Below are 12,631 nucleotides of genomic sequence, written 5' to 3'. Positions count from 1 at the left end.
CTACTGCAAGTCGGTTTTCAGTCGTGCGAACCCCCGGGAAGACCGCCACGTGGTCGCTCTCGCTTTCGGCCCTGCTGGTCGCTGTCGTCACCGTCAGCGCCGGTATCGGCCCGGTGTGGATTCCGCCCGCGGACGTGGCCCAGGTCCTCCTCAACGCTATCGTCGTCCCGACGGCCGTCGACCTCTCGGGCACGGCCGTCGACGTGACGACCCGGCCGGTCTTTCAGTTCCGCGTCTCGCGGCTCCAGCGCCTCATCGTCGTGCAGGTCCGACTCCCGCGCATCCTGCTCGCCGCGGTCGTCGGCTTCTCGCTCGCCGCCGCCGGCACCATCATGCAGGGCATCTTCCGCAACCCGATGGCCGACCCCTCCATCATCGGCGTCTCCTCGGGCGCGGCCGTCGGTGCCGTCGGCTTCATCGTCACCGGCGCGGCGCTCCCGTTCGGGCTCGGCCTGCGCGGGGCCGCCTTCGCGGGCGCACTGCTCGCGGCCTTCGGCGTCTACCTCATCGCGACGGAGAACGGCCGGACGCCCGTGGCGACGCTGTTGCTCGCCGGCGTCGCCATCCAGACCTTTCTGGGCGCGGTCGTCTCCTTTCTGCTGCTCAACGCCGGCGAGTCCATCCGCCGGGCGCTGTTCTGGCTGATGGGCCACCTCAAGGGGGCCTCCTGGCCCGAAGTGTGGTCGAGCCTCCTCCTCGTGTCGGTCCCCTTCGCGCTCTTGCTGGTGTACGCCCGGGACCTGAACGTCATGTTGCTGGGCGAGGAGGACGCCCAGAGCCTCGGCATCGAGGTCGAACGGACCAAACGGCTCCTCCTCGCGCTCTCGTCGCTGGCGACCGCCGCCGGCGTCGCCGTGGCCGGCATCATCGGCTTCGTCGGCCTCATCGTCCCCCACGTGATGCGGCTGCTCGTGGGGCCGGACCACCGCGTGCTCCTGCCGACCTCGGCGCTGGCCGGGGCCTCCTTCCTCGTCGCGACGGATACGCTGGCCCGCTCGGGCAGCGCCGAGATTCCCGTCGGCATCGTCACCGCCGCGCTGGGCGCGCCCTTCTTCCTCTATCTGTTGCGACAACGGGAGGTCCACGAACTGTGAGCGACCCCGACCACGCCGGCGACCCCGTCCCGATGCTCAGCGCCGAGGGCCTCTCCGTCTCGCTGGGCGGCACCCGGATACTCTCGGACGTGTCACTGACCGCCGAGTGCGGGGACTTCGTCGCGCTCGTGGGTCCGAACGGCGCCGGGAAGACGACGACGTTGCGGGCGCTACGGGCGACGCTCTCGCCCGACAGCGGCACCGTCCGCGTCGCCGGCGACCCCATCGAGGGGCTCTCCTCGAAGCAGGTGAGCCAGCGCGTCGCCAGCACGCCGCAGGCGACGACGCTCTCCTTCGATTTCACCGTCCGACAGACGGTCGAGATGGGACGGACGCCGCATCTCGGCCGCTTCGAGCGGGCCGACAGCGGGGACCGCGACACCGTGCGGGCGGCGATGGAGCGGGCCGACGTGGCCCGCTTCGCCGACCGACCGGTCACCTCGCTGTCCGGCGGGGAGCGCCAGCGCGTGTTGCTCGCCCGCGCGCTCGCCCAGGAGACGCCCGTCCTGCTGCTCGACGAGCCGACCTCGAACCTCGACATCAACCACGCCGTCAACACGCTGGAGCTCGTCGCCGACCTCGTCCGGGAGGGCAAGACAGCGGTCGCGGCCATCCACGACCTCAACCTCGCGGCGCGGTACTGCGACGAGCTCGTCTTGCTCGCCGACGGCGAGGTCCGCGCGGCCGGGCCGCCACGCGACGTGTTGAACACCGACACGCTCGGTGACGCCTTCGACGCCGAGACGCTCGTCACCCGCCAGCCCGGCACCGAGGCGCCGCTGGTGACGCCGCTTCCCGACAGCGACCCGAGCGACCGGACCGTCCACGTCGTCGGGACCGGTCGGCAGGCCGCCGCGGCGGTCGCTCGACTCGTCGCCGCGGGCGTGACCGTCACTGTCGGCGTCGTGCCCGCGGGCGACGCGGCCGCCGAGCGCGCGGCGGAACTCGACTGCGAGGTCGTCACGGTCCCCCCCTTCGCCGGCGTCGACGACGCCTCGCGCGAGCGGGCGACCGAGCTCGCGGGCGCGGCCGACAGCGCGGTCGTCGCCGGCGACGTGGGCGACGCCAACCAGTCGGTCGTCGCCGCGGCCCGGCGGCTGGTCGCCGTCGACGGCGAGGGGGTCCCCGCTATCGAGTCGCCCCGGACGACCGTCGCGACGGTCGAGGCGCTGCCGGAGGCCGTCGCCGCGGCGCCGACCCGTTCGGGCGAGGACCGGCGTGTCAGGTCCCGCGAACAGCAAGACCGATAGCGGCCGCCGCCGTACCCCGCCCGTGGACGACACTATCGCGTGGCTCCGCGGGCGACCCTACTACGAGGGCCAAATAGTCGACGAGCGCACGGTCCCCGGGCGGACGGCGACGACGGCCGACTGTGACCTCGACGCCCGACTGGCCGGCGTCCTCGAAGACGAGGGCATCACCGACCTCTACGCCCACCAGACCGCCGCTATCGACGCGGTCCGGGACGGCGAGAACGTCGTCCTCGCGACCGAAACCGCGAGCGGCAAGAGCCTGGCCTACACCGTGCCCGCCTTCGAGCGGGCGCTCGACCGCCGGGCGACCGCCCTCTACGTCGCGCCCCAGGTCGCGCTCATCAACGACCAGACGGAGACGCTGTCGGAACTGGCACACGGGCTGGGCTTTGCCTCGGGCGTCTCGGTGGCCCAGTACACCGGTCGCCAGTCCAAGTCCGAGAAGGAGGCCATCCGCGAGCGCCAGCCCACCGTCCTGCTGACGACGCCGGACATGCTCCACTACGGCATCCTGCCCCACGCCCACCGGCTCTGGGACTGGTTCTTCGGGCGCCTCGAAACCGTGGTCGTCGACGAGGTCCACGGCTACCGCGGTATCTTCGGCAGCCACGTCTCGCTCGTGATGCGCCGCCTGCGGCGTATCGCCGAGCGGTTCGACAGCGACCCCGAGTGGGTCTGCTGCTCGGCGACCATCGACAACCCCGTCGAACACGCCGCCACGGTGACGGGCCAGCCCGACGACTCCTTCGCCCTGGTCGACGAGGACGAAAGCGCGAGCGGGCCGCGCCACTGGCTGCTGTGGAACCCGCCCGAGTACGAGGGCGGCGACGGGTGGGGAAGCGGCCGCCGGAAATCCAGCCACGTCGAGACGAAGCGGCTGTTCGTCGATCTCGTCGAACGGGGCCTGCAAACTGTGGTCTTCGCCGGCTCGCGCCAGACCGCCGAGCGCTACGCGAGCGACGCGTCCGACGAGCTCCGCTCGCGGGGCCACCGCGACCTCGCCGACCGGGTCGGCGCCTATCAGGCGGCGCTGACGAACGAGAAGCGCCGCGAGCTGGAGAACCGGCTCCAGTCCGGCGACCTCCGGGGCGTCTGGTCCACGAGCGCGCTGGAGCTCGGCGTCGACGTGGGCGGGCTCGATGCCGTGCTCATCGACGGCTACCCCGGCACCCGGATGCGGGCGTTCCAGCAGGCCGGGCGAGCGGGCCGGGGCACCGACCCCGCGCTCGTCGCGCTGGTCGGCGGCGAGGACCAGCTGGACCAGTACGTCCTGCGCAACCCGTCGGCGCTGTTCGAGAAACCCGCCGAGCAGGCCGTCACGAACCCCGAGAACGAGCAGTTGCTACCGGACCACGTGCTCGCCGCGGCGGGCGAGAACTGGCTCTCTGCCGACGACGACCGCCACTTCGGCGCGACCTTTCCCGACGTCGTCGCCGACCTCGAATCCGCCAGCAAGCTCGACCGCCGGAGCACCGACGGGAGCGTCCGGTGGACCTCGAACGGCCGCCCACACCACGACATGAGCCTCCGCACCGTCGACGACCGCGAGGTGAAACTGGTCGCGAAGGGCGACGTCGTCGCGCGGCTCCCCTTCGAGGACGCCCTGCGTGACGCCCATCCCGGCGCCGTCTACCACCATCAGGGTCGGCGCTACGAGGTCACCGACCTCGACCTCGACGCGGGCGTCGCCGAACTCGACCGGACGTGGGCGGACTACTACACGCGCGTGCTCCACGACAAGACCATCACCGTCGAGGCCGACCTGCAGGAGCGGCCGCTGCCGACCCGCGAGGACGTACCGGTCCGCTTCGCGTCGGTGACGATGCGCAAACAGATTACGGGGTACGAGCGCCGGGACGGCACCTCCGGCGAGGTGCGGGGCCGGCGTCCCCTCGACCTTCCCGAGACCAGCCTCGAAACGAAGGCGATGTACTACACGGTGCCCGAGGACCTCGAAGCGGAGATCCTCGCGGGCGAGTACGGCCGCGTCGGGTCGACGGCTGACGCTGCCACCGACGGCGGGACCGACGATTTCCCCGGCGCTATCCACGCGGCCGAGCACGCGATGATATCGATGTACCCCTTCGAGTACCTCTGTGACCGGGGCGACATCGGCGGGCTCTCGACGCCGCGTCACCCGCACACCGGTGAGCCGACCGTCTTCATCTACGACGGCTACCCCGGTGGTATCGGGCTGAACCGGGCCGCCTTCGACGACGTGACGGCGCTCTTCGAGACGACGCTGTCGATGCTTGGCTCCTGTGACTGTGCCGAGGGCTGCCCGGCCTGCGTGCAGTCGCCCCACTGTGGCAACGCCAACGACCCGCTGGACAAACACGGCGCGATACACCTGCTCGAAGGGCTCACCGACGCCTGACAGCTCAGCCCGACGGCTCTGGGGCGTCGGGTTCGTGGACGGCGAGTTCCCCCGCCACGGCGTGCTGGGTCGTCTCGCTGAGGTCGATACCCGCCGCCCGACACTCCTCGTTGACCCGTCGGACGAACTCGGACCTGACCGACGCCAGCCGGTTCCGTCGGGCGTTCGGAATCCACACCCGGCCGACGACGAGGACGGCCGTGGCCCCCAGCTCGCTGACGCCGACGACCGGCTCCGGCTTCTCGACGACGTGGTCGATGTCGCGAGCGACCTCCTCGACGATAGTTTCGAGCGCCGAAACGTCCGTGTCGTAGGGAATCCCGAACTCGTAGGAGATGCCGATGGGGCCCGTCGAGGTCCGGTTGGTCACCGTCCCGGTCGCCAGCTCCGTGTTGGGGACGACGATGCGCTCGTTGTTCGGCGTCCGGACGCGGGTGACCCGCAGGTCGATGTCGACGATGACGCCACGCTTGCCGTCCCACTCGATGGTGTCGCCGACGTTCAGGTCCGGGTCGGTCACGATGAAGACGCCCGAGACGAAGTTGCCCAGCACGTCCTGTGCGGCCAGGCCGACGGCGACGGTGATGCCCGCCGCTACGAGCGTCGACCCCGCCAGCGCGCCGCGGAAGCCGGCGGCCTGTGCGGCGGCGACGAGGGTCACGCCGATTACGAGGAGATGTGTCGCGCTCCCGAGCGCGCTCTCTACGGTCCGGTCGATGCCCGACCGGGAGAGCCCCCAGCGAACAGCCGGGACGACGACCAACCGGCCGACGAGATACAACGCCGCGGCGACGGCGAGGAACGTCGCGCCGTCTTCGGCGAGCTGTGCGTACACCGAAACGACATCCACATCCGGGGCGCCGGGCAACTGCATACGCTTCTTTCCGTGGCCTACGATATGAATCCCGGCCGCACGACCCCGATGTCCGCGGCCGCTACTCCCCGGAGAACCGCTCGAAGACGGCCCACGAGGGGTCGCTCGCCGGGGCCGCAAGCGGCTCGCCGTCGACGAAGACCCCGTCGCCGTCGGTCACCGTTCCGACGACGGCCGCGGGTGTCCCGCGGCGCTCCAGTGCTTCGACGACGGCCTCACCGCTCCCCGATTCGGCAGTGAGCAACAGCGTGCCCGCGCTCGTCACCGTCCACGGGTCCACGTCGACTGCTTCACACACCGCCGCGACGCCGGGCGCGACGGGCACCCGCTCGGCGTCGACGTCGAACCGGACCCCCGCGCCGCTCGCCATCTCCACGAGACCGCCCGCGAGGCCCCCCTCCGTCGCGTCGTGCATCGCGGTGACGCCGCCGGCCCCGAACGCTTCGCGGGCGTCCGCGACGGCCGCAATGTCTTCGACGCGCTCCTGTGCCGTCGCCACGGTCTCCGGCGGGAGTCCCAGCTGTTCCGGATACAGCGTCGCCAGCAGACCCGTCACCTCCGCGGCCGGGCCCGTGGTCACGACGATATCGTCGCCGGGCGCGGCCCCGTCCGGCCGGACGATTGCCTCGCGGTCACCGACGCCCAGGACGGTGGCGCCGCCGACCCACGAGCTGTCGATGCCGGGATAGCGGGCGGTGTGGCCCGAGACGATGCTCACGCCGAGCCGGTCGGCGTGGTCTGCGATACCCCGCCAGCAGGCTTCCAGGTCGTCGTCGGTCCACGACGGCGGCAGCGTCAGATTGACCGCGAGGTGGGTGGGCGCGACGCCGGAGACGGCCACGTCGGTGAGGACGATTTCCAGGGCCAGCCGGCCGGCCCGTCGCCAGCCCAGCTCCGGCAAGATAGAGATGGGGTCGGTCGCGACGACTACCGCCCGGCCGCCGATGTCAAGAACGCCGAAATCGACGCCGTGGCGCGGCCCGACGGCCACGTCGGCCCGCGATCTACCCAGATTCGGGTAGATGACGTCCTCGAACGTCTCGCGGTCTATCTTCCCGAGGTCGCTCATTGTCTCACTCTCGACCGAGTCCGTCTAAAACGCCCCGACTCGGCGGGACCGCTCAGAGCACGTGTACGTCCGCCGCGTCGAACCCGAGCGCGACCTCGCCGTCGGGCGGGTCCGCCGCCGTCGTCTTGCACTCGATGCGCCGGCCCTGCCACCGGCAGTGGACCCGGTAGGCGTCGCCGAGGAACTCGACGGTCTCGACTGTCGCCGCGAGTGTCGTGCCCGGGGCGTCCGATGCGTCGTCACCGACTGCGATGGCCTCGGGCCGCACCGCGAGCGTCAGCGACTCGCCGGGTCGCTGGTCGGCCCCCTCGGGCAGCGGGAGCGTCGCCCCGTCGACGGCGACGCCCGCGCCGTCGTCGGTGACCGCGCCGTCGAAGAGGTTGTTGTCCCCGACGAACTCGGCGACGAACCGCGAGGCGGGGTCCCGATAGACGACCTCCGGGGTCGCGACCTGCTCGACGCGGCCGTCGTGCATGACGGCCACCCGGTCGCTGAGCGCCAGCGCCTCGGCCTGGTCGTGCGTGACGTAGATCGTCGTGATGTCGAGCTCCCGCTGGATGGTCTTTATCTGTACCCGGAGCCGCTTGCGGAGCGTCGCGTCCAGCGCCGACAGCGGCTCGTCGAGCAAGAGCACGTCGGGCTCGGGGGCGAGCGCGCGGGCCAGCGCGATGCGCTGCTGTTGGCCGCCCGAGAGCTGCTCCGGGTCGCGGTCGGCCACGCCCGCGAGGTCGACGAGGTCGAGCAGCTCGGCCACGCGCTCGTCGTCGTCACGGCCATCGAGCTCGTGGAACCGCAGCCCGTAGGCGACGTTCTCGCGGACGCTCATGTGCGGAAAAAGCGCGTAGTTCTGGAACACTATCCCCACGTCGCGCGCTTCCGGTGGGGCGTCGGTCACGTCCTGCCCGTCGACTGTGACGGCCCCGCCCGTGGAGTCGGCCAGCCCGGCGATGGCGCGAAGCGTTGTCGTCTTCCCACAGCCAGACGGGCCGACGAGGGTGAAAAACTCCCCTGCCCGGACGGACAGCGACACCGATTCGAGCGCTGTCACGCCGTCGAAGCCCACCGACAACTCGGTCACGTCGACACCGGACATCGTCATTGCCACCGTCCGCCGACGCGGTCTATGAGTACGAAGCTGACGGTCGTCACCGCGAGCAGGACGGTGCCCATCGCCGTCGCCGGGCCGAGGTTCGGCCCCAGCGACCGGTTGCCGGTGTACCGTTCGAGCGCGACCGGCATCGTCGCGCTGTCGACGCCCTCGGCCAGCAGGACAGTGGAGTCGAACTCGCCGATGCTGATGGCGAACGCGAAGGCCGCGCCGGCGACCAGCGCCGGAACCACCAGCGGGAGTTCGATATCGACCAGCGCGGTCGACCGGTCGGCGCCCAGCGCCCGGGCGGCGTCGACGAGCCGGTCGTCGATGCTCCCCAGCGCCGGGGTGACGTTGCGCGAGACGAACGGGTAGGCCGCGACGGCGTGAGCGGCGACGATAGCGACCGGACCGGTGACGGTGAGCCGGTAGCCAAACAGCGTCGTCCCGAAGACGAGGCTCCGGAGCATCCCCAGGCCCAGAACGATACCGCTGACGGCGAGCGGAGCCGTCAGGAGCGCCTCCGCCAGCCGGGAGCCGCGGCTGTCACGGGTCGCGACGACGGAGACGACGACCCCCATCGGCAGGGCGAGCACCAGCGCGCCCGCGCCAAACAGCAGCGAGTTCCGCACCGCGGGAAACGGCCGGGTCGTTCCCACGGCCGTCGAGGACTGCTGGGCGAGCAGGAACTCGTAGTACCGGAGCGTGAAGGCCCCGTCGGGCGTCGTGACGCTCTCGACGACGAGGCTCACGAGCGGGCCGACGAACAGCACCAGCGCGGCGCCCGCGTAGGCAAAGAGCGCCAGCCGTCTCGGGTCGACCAGCGACCGCCAGCCGGCAAAGAGCGGGGTCCGCGCCCGGCCGCGGCTCTCGCCCCCCGCGCGGAGCTGGGTGGCCTCGAAACGCAGGTACACGTATATCAGCCCCAGCGAGAGCGCGGTCTCGATGGCCCCGAGCGTCGCCGCCTCGGTCAGGTCGAGGTTCTGGACGCGGGCGAAGAGCCACACCTCGACGGTCGCGAGGTCGAGCCCCCCCAGCGCCAGCACGATGGGAAAGGACATGAACGTGAAGATGAACGTCAGCACCGACGCCGTCAGCAGCGCCGGCAACAGCTGTGGCAGCGTTACGTCACGGAACGCCCGGACAGGGGAGGCACCGAGCGTCCGCGCGGTCTCGACGCGGGCGGGGTCGACCGACTCCCAGGCGGCCGTCACCAGCCGGGTGACCAGCGGCGCGTTGTAGAACGCGTGGGCCAGCACGATGAGTTCGAGGGTGAACGTCAGTTCGACGGGGCCCAGCCCGACGACGGCCAGCACGTCGTTGAGCAGTCCGGTCCGGCCGAACATCGCCAGGAAGCCGACGGCGACCATGATGGAGGGGAGGACGAAGGGGAGTATCGTCACGGAACGGAGGAACTGCCGCCCGGGGAACTCGAAGCGCGAGATGAGGTACGCGCCGGGCAGGCCGACGACGACGCTCGCGACGGTCGAGAGGAGCGCCTGGTAGGCGGTAAAGGCGAACAGGTCGTGGTAGAACGGGTCGCCCACCACCGAGACGAGAGGCGCGAGCGTGAGCCGACCGCCGGCGTGGACGGCGCTGGCGAGCACGCTCCCGACGGGGTAGTAGAAGACGACGACCAGCGCCGCGAGCGTGGCGGCCACGCCGGCCGGGAGCAGCCGGCCGTCCCGGCGCCACATCGTCAGTTGCTCACGACCTGACGCGCCCAGTCCTCTATCCAGCCGTCGACGTTGCCGGCGAGTTCGTCGTAGCCGAAGGTGACGGGCTCGGGCGGTTCGAGCGCGTACTCGCCGAAGTCACCGCCCGGCTCGACGCCCTCGACGGCGGGGAACTGAACGTTCCGCGTCGCGATTTCGGACTGGGCCTCGGTGCCGAGGACGAACGACATGAACGACCGGGCCAGCTCGGGGTTGTCGGCGTCGGCGAACTGCGCCATGCCCTCGGGATTCGCGTAGCCCTGCTCGTTGAGGAAGCCGACCTGGTGGCGGGACATATCGACGCCCTCGCCGTGGTAGAACACCTGGTCGGTGGAGTAGGAGACGACCATCGGCGCCTCCTCGTTCGTGTAGGCGTTGTACGCGGGCTCCCAGTCCGAGAGAATCCGGACGCCGTTGTCGTCCAGTGCCTGCCAGTAGTCCAGATAGCCGTCGGCGCCCTTCTCGTGGATGGTCCACAGCAGGAACGCGCGGCCGGGGTCGGACTGCTGGGCGTTCTGGGCGATGAGGGCGTCTTCGTAGGCGGGTTCCAGCAGAGCGTCGAACGTCTCCGGCGCGTCGACCTCGCCCTCGTCGTAGACGAGACTGATGTAGCCCGTGTCGTACGGGATGACCCGCCCGTCGGGGTCGAAGTCGAGGGCCGGTTTGACCGAGCCGGCGCCGTCGACCTCGCCGTCGGTCTCCGCGAACAGCGGGTCGTCCAGTTGCTCGTCGGCGCGGACGAGCTCGCCCGTGTTGAGCCCCACGAACAGGTCCGCGTCGATGGGCGCGCCCTCCGATTTGCGCTGGATGAACTGGTTGACGCCGTTCTCGGGCGTCGTGAACTCCACCGTCGCGTCGCCGTTCTCGGACTCGAAGGCCGACTTGAGCCAGTTCCCCGCGGAGTCCTCCCCCGTGAACGAGGAGTAGGTCGCCACCGTGAGGGTGTTGTCAGACTGGTTCGAGGTGTCGTTGATACAGCCCGCCAGTGCCGTCGCTCCCGCCACGCCGACGCCGGAGAGAAACGCTCGTCGCTTCATACCTCGGTGGTTACACCAAGTAATACTTGAACCACTCGCTTTCCAAATCATGACCACTGGCTCGACTCACGGTCGGAACTGCTGCAGTTCGGCTGGCCAGCCGATTCCCAGTGATGACAGCATCGGTGGCCGGTCACGACACCTCGGAATCCGCGTCTCGGAGGTCGTTTCGACTCTCGACCCGCTCGTCGCCATCGGTTCACCGTTACACCGCTCACCGTCCGAGGTCGCTCCGCGACCTCGCTACTCACCCAACCCGCTCGTCCAGAATTACCCTCACTCGGCGAATCCTCGTCCCCAGGGTGGGTTCACTGTCGTTCACCCAACCCGCTCGTCGAGGATTACCCTCACTCGGCGAGTCCTCGTCCCCAGGGTGGGTTCACTGTCGTTCACCCAACCCGCTCGTCGAGGATTAGCCTCGTCTTCGTGCTCACCACTTCCTCCAGCTCCCGCGCTCTGGTGATGAGTTCGTTGACCGCGCCGGTGTCGGCCGCGTCGACGACCACGACGATGTCCTGCTCGCCCGAGACCTGCCAGACGAAGTCGACGGCGGGCCACTCGGCGATGTGGTCGGTGACGGCCTCGGTGTCGACGTTGACGTCGACGCCGACCTCTATCATGGACTTGACGTTGCCCGTCCGCGTCGCGACGGTGAACCGTTCGATGATACCGCTGTCGACGAGGCTGTCGACGCGGTTTCGCACGGTCCCCTCTGAGGTCCCCACCTTGTCGGCGATCTCCGTGTAGGGCGTGCGGGCGTCCCGCCGGAGAATCGACAGTATCTCCTTGTCCAGTTCGTCCATCGAGATGCGACTATAACTGGGGCCCCGACTTGAGGATTACGAAAATCGTAACTCGACTTCGAAAGCAATCCTTATGATGGCGAATACTGTACGCATCTCGTAATGGCTGACGCATACGTAGCTCTGGAGGGGGACCGTGTCATCGAGGCGCGCGCCCGCGCTCCGGGGACGACTCGCGGTGAGGTCGTGTTCACAACCGCATACACCGGCTACGAGGAGAGTCTGACCGACCCGTCCTACGAGGAACAGATTCTCACCTTCTCGTACCCGCTCATCGGAAACTACGGCGTCCGTGAGGAGCGCTTCGAGGACGACCGCGTCCACCCGCGGGGCGTCGTCGCCCGCGAGCTCACCGACGACGTGGCCGAGTGGCTCGAAAGCGAGGGCGTGCCGGCCGTCGACCACCTCGACACCCGCGACATCGTCACCGAGATTCGTGACGAAGGGGCGATGAAGTGCGGTATCGCCGCCGGCCCCGACGCGACGAAGCAGGATGCACTCGACGAGCTCCACGACTGCAAGCACATGTCCGACCACGTCGACATCGGCGCGCAGGTCTCCGTCGACAGCGTCGAGACGTACAACGAGGACGGCGACGGGGCGACCGTCGCGCTGGTCGACTGCGGCGCGAAGGGCTCTATCATGGACTCGCTGGTCGAGCGCGACGCCGTCGTCCACGTCTTCCCGTACGACGCCAGCGAAGGCGACGTGGCCGCCGTGGACCCCGACCTCCTCTTTATCTCCAACGGTCCCGGCGACCCGGAGAACTTCGGACAGGCCGGCGAACTCGTCGAGACCTACGTCGGCGACGTGCCGCTGGCGGGCATCTGTCTGGGCCAGCAGGTCGTCGCCAACGCGCTGGGCGGCGAGACCGAGAAGATGGAGTTCGGCCACCGCGGCGTGAACCAGCCCGTGCGTGACCTCCGGACGAACAAGGTCGTCATGACGACCCAGAACCACGGCTACACCGTCGCCGACCCCGGCGACGACCTCGACGTGACACAGGTCAACGTCAACGACGACACCCCCGAAGGGCTCGAGAACGACGACCTCGGTATCATCACGCGCCAGTACCACCCCGAAGCCAACCCCGGCCCGCACGACTCGCTCGGTTTCTTCGACGACGTGTTGGCGATGGCCGAGGAGTAGGCGAGTCGAGCGAAGCGAGACTCGCCGAACAGACGAGCGGGGAGGAACGACCCGCGAGTAGTTGCGCTGAGCGAAGCGAGACTCGCCGAACAGACGAGCGGGGAGGAACGACCCGCGAGTAGTTGCGCTGCGCGAAGCGCAACTGGACCACCGAGCGGTCAGCCCGGGAG

At 69.9% G+C, this 12,631-nt stretch carries 10 protein-coding genes; 4 read left to right on the top strand and 6 right to left on the bottom strand.

Annotated features, from left to right (window positions below; genetic code table 11):
- Window positions 1-23 precede the first annotated feature (23 nt).
- From btuC to NDI56_RS08265, 3 genes are read left to right on the top strand one after another with little or no spacing between them, the layout of a single operon-like run.
- Complete coding sequence (gene btuC / locus NDI56_RS08275; protein ID WP_310918989.1) at window positions 24-1,094, top strand: vitamin B12 ABC transporter permease BtuC; 1,071 nt, start codon at window positions 24-26, stop codon at window positions 1,092-1,094.
- Between the two features lie 32 nt (window positions 1,095-1,126).
- Window positions 1,127-2,344: a heme ABC transporter ATP-binding protein gene (locus NDI56_RS08270; protein WP_417935994.1), complete on the top strand. Its 1,218-nt coding sequence runs from the start codon at window positions 1,127-1,129 to the stop codon at window positions 2,342-2,344.
- Window positions 2,345-2,366: 22 nt separating this feature from the next.
- On the top strand, window positions 2,367-4,724 hold the full coding sequence (locus NDI56_RS08265; RefSeq protein WP_310918987.1) for a DEAD/DEAH box helicase: 2,358 nt from the start codon (window positions 2,367-2,369) through the stop codon (window positions 4,722-4,724).
- Window positions 4,725-4,728: 4 nt separating this feature from the next.
- Here NDI56_RS08265 and NDI56_RS08260 read toward each other — a convergent pair whose 3' ends face one another.
- From NDI56_RS08260 to NDI56_RS08235, 6 genes are all read right to left on the bottom strand, one after another.
- On the bottom strand, window positions 4,729-5,598 hold the full coding sequence (locus tag NDI56_RS08260) for a mechanosensitive ion channel family protein (protein WP_310918986.1): 870 nt from the start codon (window positions 5,596-5,598) through the stop codon (window positions 4,729-4,731).
- 61 nt (window positions 5,599-5,659) lie between these two features.
- Entirely contained in the window at window positions 5,660-6,667 is a 1,008-nt protein-coding gene (locus NDI56_RS08255; RefSeq protein ID WP_310918985.1) for an AIR synthase family protein, read from the bottom strand.
- A 52-nt stretch (window positions 6,668-6,719) separates the two neighbouring features.
- The gene (locus NDI56_RS08250) at window positions 6,720-7,766 is read right to left on the bottom strand and encodes an ABC transporter ATP-binding protein (RefSeq protein ID WP_310918984.1); all 1,047 of its coding nucleotides are present in this window, start codon (window positions 7,764-7,766) and stop codon (window positions 6,720-6,722) included.
- Window positions 7,763-9,454: an ABC transporter permease gene (locus NDI56_RS08245; protein WP_310918983.1), complete on the bottom strand. Its 1,692-nt coding sequence runs from the start codon at window positions 9,452-9,454 to the stop codon at window positions 7,763-7,765. Before NDI56_RS08245 ends, NDI56_RS08250 begins: the two co-directional genes overlap by 4 nt.
- A gap of 2 nt (window positions 9,455-9,456) precedes the next feature.
- Window positions 9,457-10,509: a thiamine ABC transporter substrate-binding protein gene (locus NDI56_RS08240; protein ID WP_310918982.1), complete on the bottom strand. Its 1,053-nt coding sequence runs from the start codon at window positions 10,507-10,509 to the stop codon at window positions 9,457-9,459.
- 389 nt (window positions 10,510-10,898) lie between these two features.
- Window positions 10,899-11,312, bottom strand: coding sequence for an Lrp/AsnC family transcriptional regulator (locus tag NDI56_RS08235; RefSeq protein WP_310918981.1), 414 nt, complete (start codon window positions 11,310-11,312; stop codon window positions 10,899-10,901).
- A gap of 102 nt (window positions 11,313-11,414) precedes the next feature.
- Here NDI56_RS08235 and carA point away from each other — a divergent pair, with 102 nt between their 5' ends.
- Complete coding sequence (gene carA, locus NDI56_RS08230; RefSeq protein WP_310918980.1) at window positions 11,415-12,461, top strand: glutamine-hydrolyzing carbamoyl-phosphate synthase small subunit; 1,047 nt, start codon at window positions 11,415-11,417, stop codon at window positions 12,459-12,461.
- Window positions 12,462-12,631: the final 170 nt, after the last annotated feature.

This window comes from Halomicroarcula saliterrae (genome assembly GCF_031624395.1).
GTDB lineage: Archaea > Halobacteriota > Halobacteria > Halobacteriales > Haloarculaceae > Haloarcula > Haloarcula saliterrae.
This window is presented reverse-complemented; position numbering and strand designations above follow the sequence as displayed.

Bases quoted from the DNA above. Each gene is read 5' to 3' on its own strand.
- NDI56_RS08270 (WP_417935994.1), top strand. From the start codon at position 1,127: ATGCTCAGCGCCGAGGGCCTCTCCGTCTCGCTGGGCGGCACCCGGATA.
- NDI56_RS08260 (WP_310918986.1), bottom strand. From the start codon at position 5,598: ATGCAGTTGCCCGGCGCCCCGGATGTGGATGTCGTTTCGGTGTACGCA.
- NDI56_RS08255 (WP_310918985.1), bottom strand. From the start codon at position 6,667: ATGAGCGACCTCGGGAAGATAGACCGCGAGACGTTCGAGGACGTCATC.
- NDI56_RS08250 (WP_310918984.1), bottom strand. From the start codon at position 7,766: ATGACGATGTCCGGTGTCGACGTGACCGAGTTGTCGGTGGGCTTCGAC.
- NDI56_RS08245 (WP_310918983.1), bottom strand. From the start codon at position 9,454: ATGTGGCGCCGGGACGGCCGGCTGCTCCCGGCCGGCGTGGCCGCCACG.
- NDI56_RS08240 (WP_310918982.1), bottom strand. From the start codon at position 10,509: ATGAAGCGACGAGCGTTTCTCTCCGGCGTCGGCGTGGCGGGAGCGACG.
- NDI56_RS08235 (WP_310918981.1), bottom strand. From the start codon at position 11,312: ATGGACGAACTGGACAAGGAGATACTGTCGATTCTCCGGCGGGACGCC.
- carA (WP_310918980.1), top strand. From the start codon at position 11,415: ATGGCTGACGCATACGTAGCTCTGGAGGGGGACCGTGTCATCGAGGCG.